The organism is Ruegeria sp. BC7 (genome assembly GCF_056539165.1).
This window is the reverse complement of record NZ_JBQFUL010000002.1, coordinates 367,238-388,118: the sequence shown is the minus strand read 5'-3', so window position 1 is coordinate 388,118 and position 20,881 is coordinate 367,238. Positions and strand designations below refer to the sequence as shown.

General features: G+C 58.4%; 26 protein-coding genes. 13 read left to right on the top strand and 13 right to left on the bottom strand.

Annotated features, from left to right (window positions below):
• Positions 1–10 precede the first annotated feature (10 nt).
• Genes bufB through ACR0KS_RS06940 form a run of 3 tightly spaced genes read left to right on the top strand, consistent with a single transcriptional unit; the run spans position 11 to position 2,141 of the window.
• On the top strand, positions 11–868 hold the full coding sequence (gene bufB / locus ACR0KS_RS06950) for an MNIO family bufferin maturase (RefSeq protein ID WP_170565178.1): 858 nt from the start codon (positions 11–13) through the stop codon (positions 866–868).
• Positions 865–1,626, top strand: a complete 762-nt coding sequence (locus ACR0KS_RS06945; RefSeq protein WP_170565181.1) for an HvfC/BufC N-terminal domain-containing protein — start codon at positions 865–867, stop codon at positions 1,624–1,626. Before bufB ends, ACR0KS_RS06945 begins: the two co-directional genes overlap by 4 nt.
• Positions 1,623–2,141 carry a DoxX family membrane protein gene (locus tag ACR0KS_RS06940; RefSeq protein WP_170480926.1) on the top strand — a complete coding sequence of 173 codons (519 nt, stop codon included), beginning with the start codon at positions 1,623–1,625 and terminating at the stop codon, positions 2,139–2,141. Before ACR0KS_RS06945 ends, ACR0KS_RS06940 begins: the two co-directional genes overlap by 4 nt.
• Before the next feature lies 1 nt (position 2,142).
• Here ACR0KS_RS06940 and ACR0KS_RS06935 read toward each other — a convergent pair whose 3' ends face one another.
• Together ACR0KS_RS06935 and ACR0KS_RS06930 are read right to left on the bottom strand one after the other, a co-directional pair.
• A complete protein-coding gene (locus ACR0KS_RS06935; RefSeq protein ID WP_170382527.1) occupies positions 2,143–2,511 on the bottom strand; it encodes a hypothetical protein in 369 nt (122 codons plus the stop codon).
• 41 nt (positions 2,512–2,552) lie between these two features.
• Positions 2,553–2,870, bottom strand: coding sequence for an ArsC/Spx/MgsR family protein (locus tag ACR0KS_RS06930; protein ID WP_170415444.1), 318 nt, complete (start codon positions 2,868–2,870; stop codon positions 2,553–2,555).
• Between the two features lie 215 nt (positions 2,871–3,085).
• Here ACR0KS_RS06930 and ACR0KS_RS06925 point away from each other — a divergent pair, with 215 nt between their 5' ends.
• Complete coding sequence (locus ACR0KS_RS06925) at positions 3,086–3,292, top strand: cold-shock protein (protein WP_170382500.1); 207 nt, start codon at positions 3,086–3,088, stop codon at positions 3,290–3,292.
• An 80-nt stretch (positions 3,293–3,372) separates the two neighbouring features.
• Here the strand turns inward: ACR0KS_RS06925 and ACR0KS_RS06920 are convergent, their stop codons facing one another.
• Together ACR0KS_RS06920 and thyX are read right to left on the bottom strand one after the other, a co-directional pair.
• Positions 3,373–3,681 (bottom strand): hypothetical protein, encoded by a 309-nt coding sequence (locus tag ACR0KS_RS06920; protein WP_170565184.1) that lies wholly within the window; start codon positions 3,679–3,681, stop codon positions 3,373–3,375.
• A 61-nt stretch (positions 3,682–3,742) separates the two neighbouring features.
• Positions 3,743–4,654, bottom strand: coding sequence for an FAD-dependent thymidylate synthase (thyX, locus tag ACR0KS_RS06915; RefSeq protein WP_170565187.1), 912 nt, complete (start codon positions 4,652–4,654; stop codon positions 3,743–3,745).
• A 175-nt stretch (positions 4,655–4,829) separates the two neighbouring features.
• Here thyX and ACR0KS_RS06910 point away from each other — a divergent pair, with 175 nt between their 5' ends.
• Genes ACR0KS_RS06910 through ACR0KS_RS06900 form a run of 3 tightly spaced genes read left to right on the top strand, consistent with a single transcriptional unit; the run spans position 4,830 to position 6,678 of the window.
• Complete coding sequence (locus ACR0KS_RS06910; RefSeq protein ID WP_170382494.1) at positions 4,830–5,258, top strand: VOC family protein; 429 nt, start codon at positions 4,830–4,832, stop codon at positions 5,256–5,258.
• Positions 5,255–5,959 carry a DUF1194 domain-containing protein gene (locus tag ACR0KS_RS06905; RefSeq protein WP_480693156.1) on the top strand — a complete coding sequence of 235 codons (705 nt, stop codon included), beginning with the start codon at positions 5,255–5,257 and terminating at the stop codon, positions 5,957–5,959. Before ACR0KS_RS06910 ends, ACR0KS_RS06905 begins: the two co-directional genes overlap by 4 nt.
• Positions 5,956–6,678, top strand: a complete 723-nt coding sequence (locus ACR0KS_RS06900) for a DUF1194 domain-containing protein (protein ID WP_170565190.1) — start codon at positions 5,956–5,958, stop codon at positions 6,676–6,678. The genes ACR0KS_RS06905 and ACR0KS_RS06900 overlap by 4 nt, the downstream gene beginning before the upstream one ends.
• Here ACR0KS_RS06900 and ACR0KS_RS06895 read toward each other — a convergent pair whose 3' ends face one another.
• From ACR0KS_RS06895 to ACR0KS_RS06885, 3 genes are all read right to left on the bottom strand, one after another.
• Positions 6,679–7,173, bottom strand: a complete 495-nt coding sequence (locus tag ACR0KS_RS06895; RefSeq protein WP_170565193.1) for a winged helix DNA-binding protein — start codon at positions 7,171–7,173, stop codon at positions 6,679–6,681.
• A 77-nt stretch (positions 7,174–7,250) separates the two neighbouring features.
• Positions 7,251–7,508 (bottom strand): succinate dehydrogenase assembly factor 2, encoded by a 258-nt coding sequence (locus tag ACR0KS_RS06890; protein ID WP_170480916.1) that lies wholly within the window; start codon positions 7,506–7,508, stop codon positions 7,251–7,253.
• On the bottom strand, positions 7,505–7,897 hold the full coding sequence (locus ACR0KS_RS06885; protein WP_170415450.1) for a helix-turn-helix domain-containing protein: 393 nt from the start codon (positions 7,895–7,897) through the stop codon (positions 7,505–7,507). Before ACR0KS_RS06885 ends, ACR0KS_RS06890 begins: the two co-directional genes overlap by 4 nt.
• A 91-nt stretch (positions 7,898–7,988) precedes the next feature.
• Here ACR0KS_RS06885 and ACR0KS_RS06880 point away from each other — a divergent pair, with 91 nt between their 5' ends.
• The gene (locus ACR0KS_RS06880; RefSeq protein WP_170565197.1) at positions 7,989–9,191 is read left to right on the top strand and encodes a pyridoxal phosphate-dependent aminotransferase; all 1,203 of its coding nucleotides are present in this window, start codon (positions 7,989–7,991) and stop codon (positions 9,189–9,191) included.
• 11 nt (positions 9,192–9,202) lie between these two features.
• The gene (locus tag ACR0KS_RS06875) at positions 9,203–9,604 is read left to right on the top strand and encodes a hypothetical protein (protein ID WP_170480910.1); all 402 of its coding nucleotides are present in this window, start codon (positions 9,203–9,205) and stop codon (positions 9,602–9,604) included.
• On the opposite strand, the gene ACR0KS_RS06870 is transcribed toward ACR0KS_RS06875, so the two are convergent.
• On the bottom strand, positions 9,605–10,978 hold the full coding sequence (locus ACR0KS_RS06870) for an MATE family efflux transporter (RefSeq protein ID WP_170565200.1): 1,374 nt from the start codon (positions 10,976–10,978) through the stop codon (positions 9,605–9,607). It lies immediately after the preceding gene.
• Between the two features lie 105 nt (positions 10,979–11,083).
• Positions 11,084–12,007, bottom strand: a complete 924-nt coding sequence (gene ppk2, locus ACR0KS_RS06865; protein ID WP_170565203.1) for a polyphosphate kinase 2 — start codon at positions 12,005–12,007, stop codon at positions 11,084–11,086.
• 125 nt (positions 12,008–12,132) lie between these two features.
• On the opposite strand from ppk2, the gene ACR0KS_RS06860 reads away from it, so the two are divergent.
• Positions 12,133–13,008, top strand: coding sequence for an alpha/beta fold hydrolase (locus ACR0KS_RS06860; RefSeq protein ID WP_170565954.1), 876 nt, complete (start codon positions 12,133–12,135; stop codon positions 13,006–13,008).
• A 4-nt stretch (positions 13,009–13,012) separates the two neighbouring features.
• Here the strand turns inward: ACR0KS_RS06860 and ACR0KS_RS06855 are convergent, their stop codons facing one another.
• Positions 13,013–13,621, bottom strand: coding sequence for a peroxidase-related enzyme (locus ACR0KS_RS06855; protein WP_170565205.1), 609 nt, complete (start codon positions 13,619–13,621; stop codon positions 13,013–13,015).
• Between the two features lie 182 nt (positions 13,622–13,803).
• Here ACR0KS_RS06855 and ACR0KS_RS06850 point away from each other — a divergent pair, with 182 nt between their 5' ends.
• From ACR0KS_RS06850 to ACR0KS_RS06840, 3 genes are all read left to right on the top strand, one after another.
• Positions 13,804–14,643 carry a class I SAM-dependent methyltransferase gene (locus ACR0KS_RS06850; RefSeq protein ID WP_170565208.1) on the top strand — a complete coding sequence of 280 codons (840 nt, stop codon included), beginning with the start codon at positions 13,804–13,806 and terminating at the stop codon, positions 14,641–14,643.
• 138 nt (positions 14,644–14,781) lie between these two features.
• On the top strand, positions 14,782–16,740 hold the full coding sequence (gene parE, locus ACR0KS_RS06845) for a DNA topoisomerase IV subunit B (protein WP_170382471.1): 1,959 nt from the start codon (positions 14,782–14,784) through the stop codon (positions 16,738–16,740).
• Between the two features lie 427 nt (positions 16,741–17,167).
• Positions 17,168–17,449: a hypothetical protein gene (locus ACR0KS_RS06840; protein WP_170486402.1), complete on the top strand. Its 282-nt coding sequence runs from the start codon at positions 17,168–17,170 to the stop codon at positions 17,447–17,449.
• Here the strand turns inward: ACR0KS_RS06840 and ACR0KS_RS06835 are convergent.
• The 3 genes from ACR0KS_RS06835 to ACR0KS_RS06825 are packed head-to-tail and all read right to left on the bottom strand — an operon-like array spanning position 17,439 to position 20,801.
• Positions 17,439–18,218 (bottom strand): alpha/beta fold hydrolase, encoded by a 780-nt coding sequence (locus ACR0KS_RS06835; protein WP_170565211.1) that lies wholly within the window; start codon positions 18,216–18,218, stop codon positions 17,439–17,441. The two genes, ACR0KS_RS06840 and ACR0KS_RS06835, sit on opposite strands and share 11 nt — an antisense overlap.
• 58 nt (positions 18,219–18,276) lie before the next feature.
• The gene (locus tag ACR0KS_RS06830; RefSeq protein ID WP_170565214.1) at positions 18,277–19,422 is read right to left on the bottom strand and encodes an iron-containing alcohol dehydrogenase; all 1,146 of its coding nucleotides are present in this window, start codon (positions 19,420–19,422) and stop codon (positions 18,277–18,279) included.
• Positions 19,419–20,801: an aldehyde dehydrogenase family protein gene (locus tag ACR0KS_RS06825; RefSeq protein ID WP_170565217.1), complete on the bottom strand. Its 1,383-nt coding sequence runs from the start codon at positions 20,799–20,801 to the stop codon at positions 19,419–19,421. Before ACR0KS_RS06825 ends, ACR0KS_RS06830 begins: the two co-directional genes overlap by 4 nt.
• Positions 20,802–20,881: the final 80 nt, after the last annotated feature.

Here is a 20,881-nt window from a genome sequence, read left to right as displayed (position 1 = left end):
GGGAATTCACATGCTGGACAACGCAATCCGATCCAACAGGCTGCCTGCTGCGCCCGGCGTCGGCTACAAGCCCCAGCATTTTCCCCAGATTCTGGAAGACGCAAGCCCCGTCGCATGGCTTGAGATTCACGCCGAAAATTACATGGGCGACGGCGGTCGTCCCCTTGCGCAGCTCCGCCACCTTTCGGAAAAATTCCCCATTTCAGTTCATGGTGTCGGTCTGTCGATCGGCGGCGAAGGGGCGTTGGACCCCGACCATCTCGCCCGGTTGAAGCATCTCGTAGGATGGCTCAACCCCGCAAGTTTTTCCGAGCATTTGGCGTGGTCTACTCATGACAGCCATTTTCTGAACGACCTTCTGCCCCTGCCATATACCGACGCGACGTTGACCCGCGTGTGCGAACATATCGATCAGGTGCAGCATGTTGTCGGGCGGCAAATGTTGCTGGAAAACCCGTCAAGCTATCTGGCTTTCGGGGAAAGCACTTGGTCCGAGCCTGAATTTCTACGCGAAATTGCCCGCCGCACCGGGTGTGGTCTGTTGTTGGACGTGAACAACGTTTTCGTCTCAGCGACCAATCTGGATTTTTCTCCGCAAGGTTATATCGACGCCTACCCTCTGGACAAAGTAGGAGAGGTTCACCTTGGCGGACATGATGAGGACGAAGATGATTTTGGCCACCCTCTGCTGATCGACAGTCACGGGCGCGAAGTTGTCGATCCGGTGTGGGCGTTGCTCGACTACGTGCTAGAGCGATCCGGCCACAAACCCGTTTTGATCGAATGGGACACAGACGTACCTGACTGGCCCGTTCTCCGGGCCGAGGCAGTGCGGGCACAAGCGGCATTGGACCGCATACCGGCATGAGCGTCTCGCAGACAGCATTTCGCGCGGCCCTTCTGGATCCGTCCGCGCCGGTCCCTGACGGGCTGACAGACGCGGCAGAACGCGCGGCGGGTCGCCGGTTCAGTGTCTATCGCAACAATGTCGCCGTTTCACTGACCGAAGCCATGCATCAGGCGTTTCCGGTGATCACCAGCCTGCTGGGTACTCAGAACATGGACGGTTTGTCGGGGCTGTTCCTGCGCAAGCACCCTCCTTCGACACCGATGATGATGTTCTACGGCGAGGCGTTTCCTCAGTTCCTAGCCGAAATGGAGCAGTTGTCTCATCTTGGCTACCTTGCGGATGTCGCCCGGTTAGAGTTGGCGCTGCGCAGCTCATACCACGCGGCCGACAGCAATGCAGTCGACGCCGAGGCGCTGTCTGTTTCGCCTGAAGAAGTCATGCGGGCGAAACTGGGTTTTGCGCCGTCGATGAAAGTTATCCGATCCGATTGGCCGATTTTCTCGATCTGGCGCTTCAACACGCAAGACAACGCCCCGAAACCTCAGGCCGTTGGCGAAGACGTTTTGGTCACACGGCCGGAATTCGATCCCGCGCCACATTTATTACCTGTCGGCGGCGCGGATTGGATTGCGGGTATGATGGCCGGTTTGACGATTGGCCAGGCGTTTGAAAACACCTCTGCAACCACCCCCGAGTTTGACCTCGGGACCACTCTGGCGCTGCTGCTGCAAGGTGGCGCTGTTACTTCTGTGACTATCGAAAGGCTGGCACAATGACTGCCCTGATCTCTTTTCACAACAACGTTCTGGGACGGCTGGACAGTTCAGCCAACTGGCTGACCCCGACGCTTGCCCGGTTGGTTTTTGTTGCTGTCTTGTTTGTCTACTACTGGAATTCGGCAACCCTGAAAATCGACGGGTCGATCTTTACACCATCGGCCGGAGCCTTCGGCCAAATATTCCCCAAGGCGGCCGAAGCGGTGCTGTATGACGTCACCCAGATGACCTTTTTCCAGCGCATTGTGATCTTCCTGGGAACGGTTGCCGAGTTTGTTCTGCCCGTTCTGCTGCTGATAGGTCTGCTGACGCGGGTCGCCGCACTCGCCATGATCGGGTTTGTGTGGGTTCAAACCATTGTCGATGTGACCGGCCACGGCGTGAAACTGGGCGGATTGTTCGACAATGCCGTTACCCTTCTGGACCAGCGCGTCATGTGGACGTTTCTGTTTCTGGTGATCGTCATCAACGGCGCGGGGCCGATATCGCTGGATCGTCTCCTGCGCCTGAAGTGATCTAGAAATGCGCCTTGGGCTCGTCCGGTTTACCCGCGGCCAGCCCAAGGAGGCCCGCAACTGCGGCAAACGCCACCGGGAACATGGTGAACGCATTGAACCCGAAGGCATAGTACATCCCAGCCGCTGAGATCAGCAGCAAAACCCCACCGAACAAGGCCCGCGCATGCGCCATGGCCCCGCCCGCGATTGCCAACAGGGGCGCAATAATGGACATGGCTTGGATTAGCTGAGCGTTGTCTACCTGCTCTGCCAGCCCCTCGACTTCGCCGAACCGGTCTATCAGCTCAACATACCCATAGCCAAAAAAGCCGACAATCATACCGATCAGTCCGGCAATCACACCCAAAATCATCGCTGCATTACGCATCTTTTGTCCTCATTCTTGCGTCAAAGCAGATAGGTACGCATTCAGGATACGCCAAGCCCCGACCTCGTTTCCGGCGTCCAGCCCAGAAATAGCGCGCCCTCGCTCTCGATCAGGGGGCGTTTCATAAGGGTCGGATGATCCTGTAACAGCTCTAACACGGGCCGCGCACGCTGTTCTTGGTCCAGACCACGCCAGGTTGTAGAGCGTGTATTGAGCAAAGCCTCGCCGAACTGATCCAGTGCCTTTTTTAGCACTGGCTCGGGCACACCCTCGGCGCGAACGTCAACAAAATCGGCAGAAGGTAGCGATTTCAATGCCTTACGGCATGTATCGCACGTCTTTAGGCCAAATAGGCGCATTTATTGGCAACTCCTGTAATTGTGCTAATTTTTAGCATTTTTGCCTGCTTCTATCGGTATTTCTTGATTTTTTACTTCACCGTGCAATGTTGAAAAAGACGAAATGCGCAATTCGGGCCGTGGCGTGTGGGCGATACGGTGATGAGTTGCGGTCGCGTCAATCACTACCCCCACCGATTTGTGGGACAACGTGTAAGTAGAAGGAGACACGGGAAATGCCAACTGGCACCGTGAAATGGTTTAATACCACTAAAGGCTACGGGTTTATTGCCCCTGATGAAGGTGGCAAGGACGTATTTGTTCATATCTCGGCCGTAGAACGGTCCGGTCTGACCGGGCTCGCTGACAATCAGAAAATCTCGTACGAGCTGCAAGACGGACGTGACGGCCGCCAAATGGCCGCTGATTTGAAGCCGCTTTGATTTCCCCGGTTATTGCGGGAACTAAAAAACAGGCCAACGGCTAATTTCCGGCCGTTGACCGCCCCTTAAGGTGTGTCACCTTACCCTCGCGCCGGTTTCTCGTCGGCACGAGCATGCCAGTTTTGACCCATTGCCACGATGCATGACGTTCCGGTTGAATACGTGACAACCATCGTCCAATCGCCGGATTTGCTGGTCCAGACCTCCATCAACTGCTCTGGCCCGCGTAGGCCCGTCGCCTCGCGCGTTGCCCCGAATTGACCAGTCAACTTGTCGTACATTCTTTGTGTCGGTTCACAGATCACCTCAGCGATTGGTGATTTGGACTGAGCCGGAGTCGCCAGCAGAAACGCAGCGCACGCATATCTAAAGCCGGTGGAAAACGTCATGACCCAAGTGTAGCAGGGTCACGACAAAATGTATAGACAAACGATATGCCTTAATGGGGTATCACCCTTTCCGAATGACGCCTTCAAACTCGCGCCATTCCCGCGCAGTCATGCCTGAGTTTTCCTGCGTCACAGCCTCGCCCGACAGCATTCTGCGCAGGCAGTCAACCATCTGTGCGGACAGGTTTACAGCACCCAGACGGTAGTCTTCAAACGCACGATAGGCAAATGGCACCCAGTCGGCGACGATCTTGCACATGGTGTCGGCATAGACACGGATTTCATACTGCGCATGCGGATCAGCACGCAGACGCAGAAAGTGGAACAGGTTGTGAAGATCAACCTTCCAGTACCACTGGGTGTAGATATTTGCAGGCAAGTTCATTCGCGCGAGTTCACGCGCCAACCCTTGCTGACCGTCTTGGTTGATCATCGCCTCGTAGTTGTCATAACAGCGCGCGCTATCCGCCTTTAGAATCTCCAGCACACGCGCGGCCTCTTCACCCTGAAGCGCATCACCCCGGCCCTGGTTGTTCACCTCGGATTGCGCGGCCACATGGTCCGGTGCCGGGATATAGAACTCTCGGTCGAGGATCGAGTAACGCGCCGAGTATTCGTTCACGTTGGCCGTACGATGACGAATCCACTGTCGCGCTACGAATACTGGCAATTTGACGTGCAGCTTGATCTCGCACATCTCAAACGGGGTCGAATGCCAATGGCGCATAAGATAGCGGATCAAACCCTCGTCGTTTTGAACCGACTTGGTGCCCTTGCCATAAGATACGCGAGCGGCCTGACAGATTGCCGCGTCGTCTCCCATATAGTCGATAACGCGCACGAAACCGTGGTCCAGCACTTGATGCGCGGTGTATAGATGATCCTCCATTCCCGCTGCCACAACGCGGCGTGTTGGATGCGATTGCGCCCGTTGCGCTTCGATCTCGGCCAGTTGGTCAGAGGACAGCGGCATGAATTTTCCTTTCCAGCAATGAGTCGCGGACAACTATATCTCGACAATCCAATGACCGGAACCGCGATATGTGCGCCTTGGCCCGCAAACTTAAAAATGTGCTCGTGCGACCTCTCGACACTCTTGGTCTGCGCGCTAAGCTGCTGACTATCACCGAAATAGAAAGGAAGCCGCAATGGGGCTTACATACCTCCACACCATGGTGCGTGTTAAAGACCTGGAAAAATCCATGGCATTCTATGAGTTGCTGGGGCTGAAGGAAACACGGCGCTACGACAGCGAGGCCGGACGTTTTTCCCTGATATTCATGGCTCCTCCCGGGCAGGAGGACCGACCGATTGAACTGACGCACAACTGGGATGGTGATGATGAACTGCCCAGCGACAGCCGCCACTTTGGGCACCTCGCCTATGGCGTCGACAATATCTACGAGGTGTGTCAGCACCTGCAGGACAACGGAGTCGTCATCAACCGACCTCCGCGCGACGGAAGAATGGCGTTCATACGCTCGCCCGATAATATTTCGGTCGAGCTGCTTCAGAACGGCGAGGCTCTGGAACCTGCGGAACCTTGGGCCAGCATGGATAGCACTGGCCACTGGTGATCCGCTGGCTGACAACTCTGGGCCTGGCCATCATGGCCAGCCCCCTGCGGGCCGAGACGTGTCGCCTCGCCCTGGCATTGGCAATGGACATTTCCACTTCGGTTGACGCCGACGAGGACGCATTGCAGCGCCAAGGCTTGGCTGCGGCATTGATCGCGCCAGAGGTGACCCAAGCGTTTTTCTCATCACCAATGCCCGTCGCTTTAACCGTCTACGAATGGAGCGGACGCAGCACGCAGCATGTCATTCTCGATTGGACAATGATCCGCACGCGCGCCGATCTGTTGTCTGCCGCGACGACGGTGCAACGGTCGGTGCGAACAGACAGCGGCTCTGCCACCGCAATGGGCTATGCGCTGGCGTTCGGGGCAACATTGATGCAGCAAGCTCCGGCTTGTCTGTTTCAAACGATCGACCTGTCAGGCGACGGCTCGAACAACGACGGGTACGGGCCGGACTCGGCATACAGGCACTTTCCGTTTGAAAATATCGTGGTCAACGGACTGGTCATCAATGCCGCTGACTTCGAGGGCGAGCTGTTCCTCATCCCGTTTTTCGAGAACAACGTCCTGCACGGACCGGGCGCGTTTCTTGAAATCGCCCAAGGCTTTGAGGACTTTGAACGTGCAATGCGCCGGAAACTGGAGCGCGAGTTGGCTGGACTGCAAATCGGGGCGCTGCAAGGTGGAGGCCATGAATGATACGATTGCTGGCGGCCATTCTCATGCTGCTGGGCAATTCAGCCGCATCCGAGTGCAGGCAGGCATTGGCGTTGGGGCTGGACGTATCCGGGTCGGTGGACAGCGGGGAATACCGGTTGCAGCTCGGAGGGTTGGCGGCTGCGTTGCAACGGCCCGAAGTCAAGCAACTGATCCTGTCTGAAATATCAGCGCCAGTGCGTCTGGCGATATTTGAATGGAGCGAATCTCATCACCAACGCATCCTATTGCAGTGGACCGAGGTTCGCTCCGAACAGGATCTGCAACGAATTGGTTCCCTTTTGAACAACGTGAAACGCAGCAATGCGCCGCAAGGCACGGCGCTTGGCTCGGCAATGCAGTTTGGGGCCGAACTTCTGACCGAGCAGACCGAATGCTGGAAACGAACACTGGACCTATCCGGAGACGGAAAGCAAAATCTCGGCCCTCACCCCCGCGAGGTAAAGGGCGCTCTGGCCAATTCCGGCATTACGATCAACGGGTTGGTGATCGGGGTCGATGACCAGAGCCCTTCCGACAAGCGGTACGTGCAAGTCGGTGAATTGTCTGCCTACTACACCGCATGGGTAATTCTTGGCCCCGGCGCATTTGTCGAAGTCGCTTTGGGATTTGAAGACTACGAGGATGCCATGACCCGAAAGCTGATCCGCGAGCTTGAAGGACTGACCCTGTCAGAGGCCGTCGGCATCAAGCTGCCCTGATCAATAGATAAAACGGATTTGGTCGGTCCAATAACGTTCGACCCGACGCAACGAGCCGGTAATATCCTCGATTCCCTGAAATTCCAGAACGCCGCGCGATTGCAGACCTTGCGCGTGGCGCGAGAACAGTTCGGACACAATATCACGAATTTCCCGCCCCTGCGGGGTCAACCGCACCCGGACAGAGCGGCGGTCGATCTCACACCTTTGGTGGTGCATATACCCCATTTCCACAAGTTTCTTCAGGTTATAGCTGACATTGCTGCCTTGGTAATATCCACGGCTTTTCAACTCACCAGCGGTGACTTCGTGATCCCCGATGTTGAACAACAACGCCTGGACCGCATTGATCTCAAGCACACCGACGCGTTCAAACTCATCCTTGATGACATCCAAAAGCAGTCGGTGCAGCCGTTCTACCAAGGCGAGCGCCTCAAGGTAGCTGGTCATGAAACCCTTGGCCCCGGCCGCAGAGACCTGCATTTCGATACTCATCCGATCCTCCGATTCAATCGCGCTGTTTCACGCAGCATGAATCGAAAAACCGAAAAATCAGTTAAGCTGCTTTTCCGTCATTTTTGAAAGGTTTGCGCGATATCGGATACCAGATCGGAAAATTGTGGGGGCGGGGCGACCTGCCCCGTGACCCATTGATACAGGTCCTGATCGTTTTCGTGCAGCAGCGCGTCATATGTATCAAGGCCAGAGGAATCCATGTCCGCCAGATTTCGGTCTGCATAGGCGGCAAGGATCAAGTCCATCTCCTTGATCCCGCGCCGCATGGAGCGCATCTTTAGCCGCTTGATCCTGACATCTCGCGTTTCGGTCACTTGCCTTGCTCCAACATCAAACGGACACGTTTTTCCAGCCGCGCAGCGCGCTCGGCGCTGGCACGCATTTCACCTCGGATCGAGCGCAGCTCAGCCACGACCTCGGCGAGTTCCGGTGCGCCTTCGTCGGGATCAACGGGTGCATCCATCCCCTCGCCTTCGCCAGTCAACAGCCACATGATCGAGACATTGACCATCCCGGCTATCATCGAAAGGCGGTTGGCCCTGGGTTCGGACAGGTCATTTTCCCAACCGGTGATCGTGGCCTTTTTCACCCCCAACCGGCGGGCCATTTGGGACTGGGTCATCCCAGCCGCCTCACGAGCGCCTGCCAGACGATCCCCGAATGTCGCGGCGTCCGGCCCGTACCAGTCGTTTTCGTCAGTCATCGGGTTCTCCAATTCCACAATTCATATCGCTTGATCGTCATTCGGGCGCACCCTATGACAGTCAGGTTGAACATACAAACCGAGGCCCCCCATGAGTTTCCTGTCTGCGACACTGTCACGCGTAAAACCATCACCTACCATCGCGATGACGGCCAAGGCAGCCGAACTCAAGGCGGCAGGGCGTGATGTAATTGGCCTGAGCGCGGGTGAGCCGGACTTCGACACCCCTCAGAACATCAAGGACGCGGCGGTTGCGGCCATCGCTGCAGGCAAGACCAAATACACAGCGCCCGACGGTATCCCCGAGCTCAAACAAGCCGCCTGCGCCAAGATGAAGCGCGACCACGGGCTGGACTATACGCCCGCTCAGATTTCCGTGGGCACTGGCGGCAAGCAGACGCTCTATAACGCGCTGATGGCCACGATGAATGAGGGCGATGAGGTGGTCATCCCCGCCCCCTATTGGGTCAGCTACCCCGATATGGTGTTGCTGGCGGGTGGCACTCCGGTGGTCGTGGAAACGACGCTTGAGAACAACTTCAAGCTGACCGCAGAACAGCTTGAAGCCGCGATCACACCCAAGACCAAGTGGTTCATCTTCAACTCTCCGTCCAACCCGACCGGCGCAGGATATAGCCGCGCGGAACTGAAGGCGCTGACCGATGTGCTGATGCGCCACCCGCATGTATGGATCATGTCGGACGATATGTATGAACACCTCGCCTATGACGGGTTCGAGTTCTGCACCCCGGCAGAGGTTGAACCGGGCCTGTACGAACGCACATTGACCTGCAATGGCGTGTCAAAAGCCTATGCCATGACCGGCTGGCGGATCGGTTATGCGGCCGGGCCGGTGGAATTGATCGCGGCAATGCGCAAGATTCAGTCTCAATCGACATCGAACCCCTGCTCGGTCAGCCAATGGGCGGCGGTCGAGGCGCTGAACGGCACTCAGGCGTTTCTGGCCCCGAACAATGAGACGTTCAAGCGCCGCCGCGATCTGGTGGTGCGGATGCTGAATGAGATTGACGGCATAACCTGCCCAACGCCCGAGGGTGCATTCTATGTCTACCCATCCATCGCGGGGCTTATCGGCAAGACGTCACCTGCAGGTACCGTGATCGAAAACGACGAGGCGTTTGCAACCGCCCTTCTGCAAGAGGCGGATGTTGCCGTCGTGTTTGGCGCAGCCTTTGGCCTGTCGCCGAATTTCCGCGTCAGCTATGCGACCTCGGACGAGGCGCTGACCGAAGCCTGCACGCGCATTCAACGCTTTTGCGCGTCCCTGACCTGATCGGAGGTTCCATGACTGCTGAGCTTCCTGAATACTATTTCCGAGTGCGCGAGAATGGCGCTGCGGTTTTCAGAATTGACACTGAAAACCGACAGCGCCGGATCGAGATGGATCAGATTGCCGTCATCAACATCCGCAACGGCGAGGTCAAACCGCAAGGCCAACGGACGCTGTCCGAGGCTGATCGGGCTGAAATCGCCCGGTGGATGGACGCGCGCAAAGAGCTGTTGGCCCGCCGGGATATTGACGACATTCACCGTGCGGTCGATTACCTGAACCTGACCACGCAATGGGCGCAATCCAAGGCAACCGACGAACAGCTTGAAGACGTCACCGATCGGTTGCTGCTGGCGATGCACGATCTGCGGTCGGTACTGGTGCGCAAAAAGGCGGATCGCTTGGACAAAGGCTGATCAGGCCGAATTGCTGGCGGCCATCGGAACCTCGCGAACGGACCTAAGCCAGAACCGGGCCATCAGAAGAACGGCTGCGCAGGCCAGCCCCAGAACGAGGCCGAGCCAAACACCGATGCCGTCCATCCCACGGACAAAGCCAAAGTAATAAGACGCCGGAATCCCGATGACCCAATAGCTGAGCCCGGCCATCACCATCGGTATCTTGGCGTCCTGAAGCCCTCGCAACAGGCCCAGCGCGATAACCTGCGCTCCGTCCACCAGTTGGAACAGTGCCGCCATCGCCAGAAGCCCAGTTCCGATCAGCAGGATTTGCGAGCGCTGCGGGTCATCGGGTTCCATGAACAGCGAAATCAACGGCTCGGCGCAGGTCACGAACAGGATCACCGTCAGGATCGACATCACCAAGGACATCCCCGTCACCGCAATCGCACCCTTTTCAAGATGCGCGCGATCTTTGCGTCCCAATGCGTTGCCCGCGCGGATCGTGGCCGCATTGGACAGCCCCAGATGCACCATGAACGTGGCAGAGGCGAGGTTCAGCGCGATCCCGTGGGCCGCCAGCGGCACCTGCCCCAGCCAGCCCATCATGATCGCGGACATTGCAAACAGGCTGACCTCGGCCAAGGTGGTCAGACCGATGGGCACGCCCAACCGCAGGACGCTGAAAAAGAACTCCCAATCCGGGCGCCAGAAGCGTTGAAACAGGCTGTGTTCCGGCAAAACGCGCACGGCATAGATTACAACGAACACCAATGACACGATCTGCGTCACGACCGAGGCGACAGCCGCACCGATAACGCCAAGCTCTGGCGCGCCCCAGTTGCCGAAGATCAGCGCATAGTTGGTGAACCCGTTGACGACAGCAGCCGTGACGGTGATCCACAATACGATCTGAGTGCGCTCGAGCGCCGCCAGATAGGACTTCAGCACCATCACGATAAGCGCCGGGAACAGCCCCCAACCCGCAACCCGCAGGTATTCGGACGCGGTCTTGGCCACCTCTGGTTCCTGATCCAAGGCAATCAGGATCGGGTAGGACCACCACATAAGCGGCATCATCAACGCGGCGTAAATCAACGACAGCCACAGCCCCATACGGGTCGAGCGGCGAATACTCGTTTCGTCCTCCTCTGCCGCAGCCGTGGCAACCATCGGCATAACCGCCCAGCCGAATCCGGCGCCAAACAGGAACAGCACAAAGTAATAGCTGCTGGCCAGCGTGACTGCGGCCAGCGCCTCGACCCCATACCAGCCCAGCATGATTGTATCGGTCAGACCGATAGCAAACTGCGCCAGATGCCCGCCGATCAACGGCAGGCCCAGCACCGCAATGGCCCGGAAGTGGCCACGATATGTCATCACCTTGTTCATTGCCCCAGCCTTATGCCCGGCCAGAGGCCGGGACAAGACTAGAACAGCGATATTTCACAATGAGACATCATTTCCGGGGCCGGACTTAAGCCCCGGACGCGCCCCCTACCGTGCGTCGGGGTGCAGCGAGTTGCCCAGAATATGCTCGGACCGATGGATCACGTGATGGGCCTGTCCGACGATCAGCGGATCGGGCTCACCCACGATGTCATGATCCTTGTCCGGGTAATCCACCGTCGACAGGAAATGACGCATGCAATTCAGCCTCGCGCGTTTTTTGTCGTTTGATTTGACGATGGTCCACGGCGCGTCGGCGGTGTCGGTGTAGAAAAACATCGCCTCTTTAGCCTCGGTATAGTCATCCCATTTGTCGAGACTGGCCTTATCGATAGGAGACAGCTTCCACTGCTTCAGAGGATCAGTCTCACGGCTTTTGAAACGGCGCTGTTGTTCGGATTGCGTGACCGAAAACCAGTATTTGTAGAGCTGAATACCGGAACGAACCAACATACGCTCCAGTTCCGGCGTCTGGCGCATGAACTCAAGGTATTCGTTCGGCGAGCAGAAACCCATGACCCGCTCGACACCCGCGCGGTTGTACCAAGAGCGGTCGTAGAACACCATTTCTCCGACCGTTGGCAGTTCCTGAACATAGCGCTGGTAATACCACTGGCCTTTTTCTTCCCAAGTGGGCTTGTTCAACGCCACGACGCGGGCTTGCCGAGGGTTCAGGTGCTCCATGAACCGTTTGATCGTGCCGCCCTTTCCCGCTGCGTCGCGGCCTTCAAACAGCAGGACAAAGCGCTGGCCTGTCTCCTGCGCCCATAGCTGGACTTTCAGCAGCTCTGCCTGCAACTGTGCCTTTTGCTCCTCATACGTCTTGCGCGCCAGTTTGCGGTCGTAGGGATATTTGCCGGTCTCAAAGGCGTGGCGAATCTTGTCCGGTGCGGGCTGGCTTTCGGCATCGTTGGAAGCTGGCACAACTTTGATGTGGGAATTTTCTTGTTCGATCTGAGCCGCTGTTTCCATTCAGTCTCTCCTTGCTACACTGTCCAAAGAGACGCCTAGCAGACGATCGAAAAATGCGCTTTGATTGGCGTCAAATCGCAGCACCTTTTGCTGTAATTCCGACTAACCAACAAAGGGTTCCAATGATGGAAACCAGATACACGAAACTAAACGACCAGCGCTTTTTTCTACGATGCTGGGGCAACCCCGAGCACCCCGCGATGTTGATGCTGCACGGGTTCCCCGAATACGGCGGCGCATGGTGTGATCTGGCCCCGCATCTGGCCGAGCATTTCTATTGCATCGCCCCCGATCAACGGGGTTACGGCCAGAGTTGGAGCCCGGAAGGAACCGGAAAATATGCTCTGTCGCAACTAGTGTCCGACATGGCCGCACTTGTTGAAAGCCTTGGCGGGCCAATCAATGTACTGGGTCACGACTGGGGCGCGTCGGTGGCTTATGGGCTGGCCATGTTTCGCCCGGAACTGGTTGAAAGGTTGATTATCGCCAACGGTGTCCACCCGGTCCCGTTTCAGCGTGCTCTGGCAACAGGCGGTGCGCAATCTGAAGCGTCGCAATATATCAACGACTTGCGTGCACCGGATGCGGCACAGCGTTTCGCTGCGGACAATTTCGCGCTGCTTGAACGCTTTTTCCGCCACGGCATGGGCCTGAACTGGCTGACGGATGAGCGCATGCAGGATTACCGTAATGAATGGGCGCGCCCTGGCAGGCTAGAGGCAATGTTGAACTGGTATCGGGCGTCTCCCCTGGTCGTAGCCGAACCGGGAGTACCCCGTACCGATCTGCCGCCGTTGCCATTGGATCGGCTGATGGTCCGATGCCCCCACCTGTTGCTATGGGGACCCGAGGACAAAGCTCTGCTGCCCGAGTCCACCTCTGGGCTGGAAGACTTTGCCCCTGATCTGACGCGGATCGATATTCCCGGCACTGATCACTGGCTGCACCACCAGCGCCCCGAAGAAATGGCGCAGGCCATTCTGGACTGGATGCAGAGCTAACGCATCACCGATGCCCCCAATCCGCAGGATCGTCCGAGTTGTTGGGCGACAGTCCAAGAATATCTCCGTCCGTGGAACAACCGAGGCCCAAAACCGTTCGGTTGGCGTATGAGAAATAAGCACAGACCTGATTGATCTCGAGTATCTCACCATCATCCCAACCTGCGCGGCGCAGACTCTCGATATCAGCTTCGATCATTTCCGAGGGCGCTTCGGTCAGTTTGCGTGCATAGGTCATCGCCGCAATCTGAGCCGCATCCAGTGGGGCGGTCGCCGGTGTACCGGCCTCAATCGCAACCCGGATCGCGTTGCCGCGATCAACATCGCCCAGCAAACGCTGCAAACCGCTGAAATGATGCTCGACACAATAGGCGCAGTGGTTCAGGGAGCTGACCCACACACCGAGGACTTCAAGAAACCACTTGGGAATCGAGTTGGCCGAATGGTGCAGGACGTTCTTGTACAGAGCCATGTGGCCTTCCATCGAATGGGGCCGCAAGGAATGTACCATCATGATGTTGTCGACGTTGTTTCCGGGTCCGGTGACCCGATCATAGAGTTTCTTTAACCTACCCGCCGCCTGCTCGAACGGAATGACCTTTATCCAGCTCATGTTGCCCCGCGCAATTTCTGATTGTTTCAGGTTCACCGTAGAGGCGTTCCCTGCAATCTGCGAGGTGAAATACGAACCTTTCAGGCCCGTTTTCGCTTGCCATCCCTTACTGCAATCGTCCCCTCTATGCCGATACGCCACTCCAGAGTAAGGTTGCTGAACCCAACGGAGGACCAGAGCCGATGGACGACACAGAGAAAAAAGTCGCGCAGTGGTACGCAGACCACCCGATTTCTGCGCCGCATATCCTCACGAAGCTCAAAAGCGCCGGAGGAACGCTGGACGACGTCGAACCGCAAGACCTCTATCCCTATGATCAGGACCACTACGACGGCTTGAAAGCCAACGCGCGGCTGGCGGACAATACCCTTATGCAATCCGGGGACCGGGTTCTGGATATTTGCGCTGGGTTGTGCGGCCCCGCGCGCTGGTACGCGAATGAGCGCGGCGTTGACGTAACCGGAGTGGATATCAGTCCAAACCGGGTAGACGGTGCCAAACAGTTGAACGCCCTTGTCGGTCTTGCAAATCAGGTCCACCCCGTTCTGGCAAGTGCGATGGACATCCCTTTTGAAGACGGGAGGTTTGACGCAGCAGTCAGTCAGGAATCGTTTCTGCACGTTCCCGACAAGTCCAAAACTTTGCACGAAGCCTTTCGCGTTCTGCGCCCTGGTGCCCGTTTCTCCTTTACCGACTGGGTGATGCACACGCCCATGCCGCAAGAGGAGTTTGAAGAATACCGGCGGCGTTTTGCCTGCCAATCACTGCTAAGCATTCCGGAATACGAAGAGCTGCTTAAGGACGCCGGTTTTATCATAGTGTCCGCCAAAGACGTGACCGAGGCTTGGGGTGATATTCTGGCCAGGCGGCTGAGAATGTATCAAGACCTCGATGCCGAGGCAGAGCGTGCAGGCAATCCCTCGAAAGGGGATGACTTTCTGATAATGTACGCAAAATTCGTGAGCGATGTTCAACAGCACCGGATCGGCGGAGGATGCCTGACCGCTGAAAAGCCGCGCTAGACTTGTTCAAAAAGGCGGCCCGATTGGCCTAAGCAGCGTATCTTTCCTGAGTTCGTCGCCACAACACCTCGCGGCCCTCTTCCCCCGGACCACATCACCTGCCATAATGGGCAAAACCCAAAAACAAGAGCAGCACCGATGCCCGACGATCTGTTGACGCCCAGCGCAACCGCCACCTATGACGCCTCATCGATTGAGGTGCTTGAAGGTCTGGAACCCGTTCGCAAACGCCCCGGCATGTATATCGGCGGCACCGATGAGCGCGCGCTGCACCACATGGTGGCGGAAATCCTCGACAACTCGATGGACGAGGCGGTGGCCGGTCACGCCAACCGGATCGAGGTCGAGCTGCACGCAGACTACGCCCTGACCGTGCGCGACAATGGGCGCGGGATTCCGATCGACCCCCACCCCAAGTTCCCGGACAAATCGGCGCTGGAAGTCATCCTCTGCACCCTGCACGCGGGCGGTAAATTCTCGGGCAAGGCGTATCAGACCTCGGGCGGTCTGCACGGCGTGGGTGCATCCGTGGTCAACGCGCTGTCGGATTCGATGGTCGTGCAGGTGGCGCGTGACAAGACGCTGTTTGAACAACGCTTCTCGCGCGGCATCCCGTTGGGCCCGGTGGAAAAGGTCGGCGCGGCCCCCAATCGGCGCGGCACCACCGTGACCTTCCACGCGGACGCCGACATCTTTGGCCATCACAAGTTCAAACCGGCGCGTCTGTTTAAATCCATCAGGTCCAAAGCCTACCTGTTCTCGGGCGTTGAAATCCGCTGGAAATCGGCCATCGACGACGGCGAGACCCCGACCGAGGCGACGTTCCACTTCCCCGGCGGCCTGTCCGACTATCTGAAGGAAACGATGAACGGCTCGTCCACCTATGCCGAGCAGCCCTTTGCAGGCACCGTGGACTTCACCGAGAAATTCGGCACCCCCGGCAAGGTCGAATGGGCGATCAACTGGACGCCCTCGCGCGACGGGTTCATCCAATCCTATTGTAACACCGTCCCCACCCCCGAGGGCGGCACCCACGTGGCGGGCTTCTGGGCCGCGATCCTCAAGGGGATCAAGGCGTATGGAGAACTGATCAACAACAAGAAAGCCGCGCAGATCACCCGCGATGACCTGATCACCGGCGGCTGCGCGCTGGTGTCGTGTTTCATCCGCGAGCCTGAGTTTGTCGGCCAGACCAAGGACCGCCTTGCAACGGTCGAGGCGCAGCGACTGGTCGAGAATTCGGTCCGCGACCATTTCGACAACTGGCTGGCCGCGGACACGAAATCCGCCGGTGCTATTCTGGACTTCCTCGTATTGCGGGCCGAAGAACGCCTGCGCCGACGGGCCGAGAAGGAAACTCAGCGCAAGTCCGCCACTAAAAAGCTTCGTCTTCCCGGCAAGCTGGTGGACTGTTCCAGCTCAACTCGCGACGGCACGGAACTGTTCATCGTCGAGGGCGACTCGGCGGGTGGCTCTGCGAAGATGGGGCGCGATCGCAAAACGCAGGCTCTTTTGCCCCTGCGCGGTAAGATCCTGAATGTGCTGGGCGCGGCCAGTTCCAAGCTGGGCACGAACGCCGAGATCAACGACCTGACGCAGGCGCTGGGTGTGGGGCTTGGCACCAAGTTCAACGTGGACGACCTGCGCTATGACAAGATCATCATCATGACCGACGCGGATGTGGACGGGGCGCATATCGCCTCGCTGCTGATGACGTTCTTCTTTACCCAGATGCGGCCCATGATCGACGCGGGCCACCTGTATCTGGCCTGCCCGCCACTGTACCGCCTGACCCAAGGCGCCAAGCGCGTCTACTGTCTGGACGAGGCCGAGCGGGACGAGTGGCTTGAGAAAGGTCTGGGCGGCAAGGGCAAGATCGACGTCTCGCGCTTTAAGGGTCTGGGTGAAATGGACGCCAAAGACCTGAAAGAGACCACGATGGACCCGGCATCCCGCAAACTGATCCGCGTCACGATCGATGAGGACGAACCCGGCGAAACCGGCGACTTGGTCGAGCGTCTGATGGGTAAGAAGCCCGAACTGCGGTTCCAATACATTCAGGAGAACGCGCGGTTTGTGGAGGAGTTGGATGTTTGAGGGGAAGCGATGTTCTCTTCGCTAATTGTCCGTCTTTTTGGAGAAAAAAGGACAGTCGGCTGGTATCAATTTTTTTCCCGAAAGTCTCGAATGCACTTAGGTGCGTATAACTCCGCTAGGCTAGCACAAAACTTAAACAAACTGCGTCGTGTTCCTAGAATTGCGGTAGATACTCAACTCCTTCAACTCGCAAATTTTGAGAGGCCCACACCCGCTCATGGGGGCAGAGTCGAGCGCGTGCATGATATCTTGTATCATGCATTGGGTTGATAGGGCAGATACCCCCAGCCCGGCAAACCGCAAACCCCTTGCCTAACCCGTTGATCTCGTTCACACTTACCCTCAAACCGTCATTCAAGAACGACATTTGAGGTTCTCGAGCGTCCAAGACCCAATAAGACCAATGGATTTTGAACGGGAGGACGACATGAAAACACTAACCCTCGGGCTGGCGCTGGCATTGCTGGCCAGCCAAGCAACCGCACAGCAGACGCTCAGCACCGCATCGCCAATTCCGGATGGGGCCGAGACCCGGTTCTGCTATTACGGCGGCATGGCCTATTCGATGGACGCGTTCGTGGTGATTTTCGGCGACAACACCGTGACCGACACGATCAGCACGCGCGAAGAGCACCTGCTGCGCTGCGTCAAGAACGACGATGGCTCGCTCAGTTGGAAACCCCAGAGCAGCTTCCAAATCAGCCGGTGACACCCGGCGCCTGATCCAGCCAGTCCGCGATCTGTCCGGCCGGGCCTTTCCAGCCGGGCTCCATGAACAGGAAATGCGCGTGGTTTTCCACGGGCAGAAAGGTCGCGCGCTCTCCGTACAGCTTCGCCAACGCGCGACAGGTGTTGGGGTTCACAGCCCGGTCCTCGGTGCCCGAGACGATCAGAACAGGGCAGTTAACCTTGTCCCTGTCCACCTTCATCGCGTGGTGGTCGTCGAACATCCAAAAGAACATCTCGAACATCACGCGCCCGCTTTCGGGGCCGAGCTGGTCGAATACCGCGTGCTGCTGCGCCTCGGGCATCTTGTTGAGCGCAAAGGGGGCCATCAGGTCGAAATCGACGCGCATCGGCTGTTTCCAGAACGCCCCACCCTCCATCAACGCGCGCGGCACGGCGCGTTCGTCATCGGTTTCGGGCAACGTCCCCCAGGCCGCATTCGGGTTGATCAGGACTATCGCGCTGGCCAGCCCGCGAGAGGCGACCTGCTGCGCCACCACCCCCGCGATGGCGTGACCCAGCAGCACCGGCTTGCAGTCCAACCCCTGCACAAACGCGGCGATGTCATCGGCGTAGTCCATGACGCTGGTGTCGGACAGGCCGGGATCGGGCTCGGCCTTTGGGTCTCCGCCATGATAACGCAACGCGGGGGTGTGTACCGTCCAGCCGCGCGCGCGGAAGAAGCCCGCGTAATCTTCCATACACCACGGCCCGGCAAAGGCCCCGTGGATCAAAACAATCTCTTTGGTCATGAAAATCTCCCTCACCTCTGCGAAGTATGCGAGGTGAGGGAGCGGGTCTGCAAGTCTGTTACAGCGCGGCGTTGAACAGCGCGGTCAGGTTGTCCTCGGTCAGCTCGATCGGGTTGCCGCCGCAGGACGGGTCGATGATCGCGCCTTTGACCAGCTCGGGGACCCGTGCCTCGGACACACCAAGTTCGGACAAGGTGCGGGGAATGCCCAGCATGTCGTTGAAGGATTGGACAAAGGACCGGAAACCGTCAAAGCCGCCGTCGATGCCCAGATAAGCCGCGGCCTGCTGGAACCGGTCGGCGATGGCGGGTGCGTTTAAGTCCAGTACAGCAGGCATACAGACTGCGTTGGTGGTGCCGTGATGGGTGTTGTAGACCGCGCCAATCGGGTGGCTCATCGCGTGGATCGCACCGAGGCCCTTTTGGAACGCCGTTGCGCCCATCGCCGCCGCACTCATCATCTGGGCGCGGGCCTCGATATCGGTGCCGTCAGCATAGGCGCGCGGCAGATAGTCCTTGACCAGCCGCATCCCCTCCAGCGCGATGCCTTGGGACATGGGGTGGTAATGCGGGCTGGAAAACGCCTCGACACAATGGGCAAACGCATCCAAACCAGTGCCGGCGGTGATGAATTGGGGCATCCCGACGGTCAGTTCCGGGTCGCAGATCACCACCGTGGGCAGAACCTTGGGGTGAAAGATGATCTTCTTGGCATGAGTTTCCGAGTTGGTGATAACGCTGGCCCGCCCCACCTCGGACCCCGTCCCGGCGGTGGTCGGCACAGCAATAATCGGAGCGATGGCATCGGCGTCGGCGCGGGTCCACCAGTCGCCGATATCCTCGAAATCCCACACGGGGCGCGTCTGGCCACACATGAAGGCAACCATCTTGCCCAGATCCAGCCCCGAGCCACCGCCAAACGCGATCACCCCGTCATGGCCGCCCGCGTTATAGGCGGCCACTCCAGCCTCGAGGTTCTTTTCATTGGGGTTCGGGTCAACTTCGCTGAACAGGCCGCGGCCCAGCCCTGCGGCCTCCATGATATCCAGCGTAGCCGTGGTAATCGGCAGATCGGCCAACCCCTTGTCTGTCACCAGCAGAGGACGTTTCATCCCAGCAGCCGCGCAAGCTTCGGGCAGTTCCTTGATCCGGCCAGGGCCGAACTTGATCGCGGTCGGGTAGGACCAGTTTCCAACAAGGCTCATGATGTCACCTTTTTCAGATGGTAGGATTTGGGGCGCGTGAGGTTGTGATAGCCGATGACCGACAACCCGCCCCCGCGCCCGGTATTTTTGCAGCCAGTCCAGCACAGGCCGGGGTCCAGATAATCCGCCCGGTTCATGAACACAGTGCCGGTTTCGATCTGGTCGCCCACACGCGCCGCACGATCCACATCGCGGGTCCAGAGGCTGGCGGTCAGGCCAAATTCGCTGTCATTCATCAGCGCGATGGCTTCCGCGTCCGAGGACACTTTCATGATGCCCACCACCGGGCCAAAGCTCTCATCCCGCATCACACGCATGTCATGGGTGACATTGGTCAGGATTTGCGGGGTCAGATAGGCACCACCATCATCCTCGGGGAATGTCTCGATATGGGCAACAGCCCCCGCCGCGACCGCTTCGGCAATCTGCGCGCGCACCTCATCGGCAAAGCGCACATTCGCCATCGGACCAATCGTCGTCTCTGCATCCAGCGGATTGCCCAACTTATAGCCCTTCACCACCTCAACCGCCTTGGCAACGAACGCATCATAGAGGCTCTCATGCACATAAATCCGCTCGATCCCACAGCAGCACTGGCCCGAGTTGAACATGGCCCCGTCGATCAGCGTATCAACCGCCGCATCCAGATCGGCGTCGTCCATGACATAGCCCGGATCCTTGCCACCCAACTCGGTGCCAACGCCGGTAAAGGTGCCCGCCGCCGCGCGCTCCATCGCTTGCCCACCACCGACCGAGCCGGTGAAGTTCACGAAATCAAACGCATTACCCGCGATCAGCTCATTGGTCACGTCATGGCTGAGAAACACATTCTGGAACACATCCTGCGGCACACCGGCCGAATGAAACGCCTGCGCCATCCGCTCACCCACCAGCAAGGTTTGCGTGGCGTGTTTCAACACCACCGCATTGCCCGCAATCAGCGCAGGGGCCACCGTGTTGATCGCGGTCATGTAAGGGTAGTTCCACGGCGCCACCACAAACACGACCCCATGCGGGATGCGCTTGATATAGCGTTTAAAGGTCTCATCCTCACCCACAGCGATATCGGCCAAAGACGCCTCGGCGATCTCAGCCATATGGCTGGCGCGTTCGTTAAACCCTCCGAACTCACCGCCATAACGCACCGGACGCCCCATCATATGCGCAAGCTCGGGCACGATCTCATCATTCATCGCCCCCACGGCGGCCACGCCCGCCATCACAAGGCGGGTCCGCTCCTGTAACGGCCGCGCCGCCCACTCCACCTGCGCTGCCCGCGCCCGCGCAGCAGCCTCAAATGCCGCCTCCGCCGACAGCACCTCTCGCTCTGCATAGACCGAACCATCAATCGGTGAGACACATTTCAACATCTGCCCCATAGTCACTCCATTTCCGAAAGAAACAGGATCCCTGCTTCATCTGGCCAAAAATATCCCGGGGAGCGCGAGGGGCTGGCCCC

Excerpts from the sequence above, each read along its gene's own strand:
- bufB (WP_170565178.1), top strand. The coding sequence starts at position 11 with ATGCTGGACAACGCAATCCGATCCAACAGGCTGCCTGCTGCGCCCGGC.
- ACR0KS_RS06945 (WP_170565181.1), top strand. The coding sequence starts at position 865 with ATGAGCGTCTCGCAGACAGCATTTCGCGCGGCCCTTCTGGATCCGTCC.
- ACR0KS_RS06940 (WP_170480926.1), top strand. The coding sequence starts at position 1,623 with ATGACTGCCCTGATCTCTTTTCACAACAACGTTCTGGGACGGCTGGAC.
- ACR0KS_RS06935 (WP_170382527.1), bottom strand. The coding sequence starts at position 2,511 with ATGCGTAATGCAGCGATGATTTTGGGTGTGATTGCCGGACTGATCGGT.
- ACR0KS_RS06930 (WP_170415444.1), bottom strand. The coding sequence starts at position 2,870 with ATGCGCCTATTTGGCCTAAAGACGTGCGATACATGCCGTAAGGCATTG.
- ACR0KS_RS06925 (WP_170382500.1), top strand. The coding sequence starts at position 3,086 with ATGCCAACTGGCACCGTGAAATGGTTTAATACCACTAAAGGCTACGGG.
- ACR0KS_RS06920 (WP_170565184.1), bottom strand. The coding sequence starts at position 3,681 with ATGACGTTTTCCACCGGCTTTAGATATGCGTGCGCTGCGTTTCTGCTG.
- thyX (WP_170565187.1), bottom strand. The coding sequence starts at position 4,654 with ATGCCGCTGTCCTCTGACCAACTGGCCGAGATCGAAGCGCAACGGGCG.
- ACR0KS_RS06910 (WP_170382494.1), top strand. The coding sequence starts at position 4,830 with ATGGGGCTTACATACCTCCACACCATGGTGCGTGTTAAAGACCTGGAA.
- ACR0KS_RS06900 (WP_170565190.1), top strand. The coding sequence starts at position 5,956 with ATGATACGATTGCTGGCGGCCATTCTCATGCTGCTGGGCAATTCAGCC.
- ACR0KS_RS06895 (WP_170565193.1), bottom strand. The coding sequence starts at position 7,173 with ATGAGTATCGAAATGCAGGTCTCTGCGGCCGGGGCCAAGGGTTTCATG.
- ACR0KS_RS06885 (WP_170415450.1), bottom strand. The coding sequence starts at position 7,897 with ATGACTGACGAAAACGACTGGTACGGGCCGGACGCCGCGACATTCGGG.
- ACR0KS_RS06880 (WP_170565197.1), top strand. The coding sequence starts at position 7,989 with ATGAGTTTCCTGTCTGCGACACTGTCACGCGTAAAACCATCACCTACC.
- ACR0KS_RS06875 (WP_170480910.1), top strand. The coding sequence starts at position 9,203 with ATGACTGCTGAGCTTCCTGAATACTATTTCCGAGTGCGCGAGAATGGC.
- ACR0KS_RS06870 (WP_170565200.1), bottom strand. The coding sequence starts at position 10,978 with ATGAACAAGGTGATGACATATCGTGGCCACTTCCGGGCCATTGCGGTG.
- ppk2 (WP_170565203.1), bottom strand. The coding sequence starts at position 12,007 with ATGGAAACAGCGGCTCAGATCGAACAAGAAAATTCCCACATCAAAGTT.
- ACR0KS_RS06860 (WP_170565954.1), top strand. The coding sequence starts at position 12,133 with ATGGAAACCAGATACACGAAACTAAACGACCAGCGCTTTTTTCTACGA.
- ACR0KS_RS06855 (WP_170565205.1), bottom strand. The coding sequence starts at position 13,621 with ATGAGCTGGATAAAGGTCATTCCGTTCGAGCAGGCGGCGGGTAGGTTA.
- ACR0KS_RS06850 (WP_170565208.1), top strand. The coding sequence starts at position 13,804 with ATGGACGACACAGAGAAAAAAGTCGCGCAGTGGTACGCAGACCACCCG.
- parE (WP_170382471.1), top strand. The coding sequence starts at position 14,782 with ATGCCCGACGATCTGTTGACGCCCAGCGCAACCGCCACCTATGACGCC.
- ACR0KS_RS06840 (WP_170486402.1), top strand. The coding sequence starts at position 17,168 with ATGAAAACACTAACCCTCGGGCTGGCGCTGGCATTGCTGGCCAGCCAA.
- ACR0KS_RS06835 (WP_170565211.1), bottom strand. The coding sequence starts at position 18,218 with ATGACCAAAGAGATTGTTTTGATCCACGGGGCCTTTGCCGGGCCGTGG.
- ACR0KS_RS06830 (WP_170565214.1), bottom strand. The coding sequence starts at position 19,422 with ATGAGCCTTGTTGGAAACTGGTCCTACCCGACCGCGATCAAGTTCGGC.
- ACR0KS_RS06825 (WP_170565217.1), bottom strand. The coding sequence starts at position 20,801 with ATGGGGCAGATGTTGAAATGTGTCTCACCGATTGATGGTTCGGTCTAT.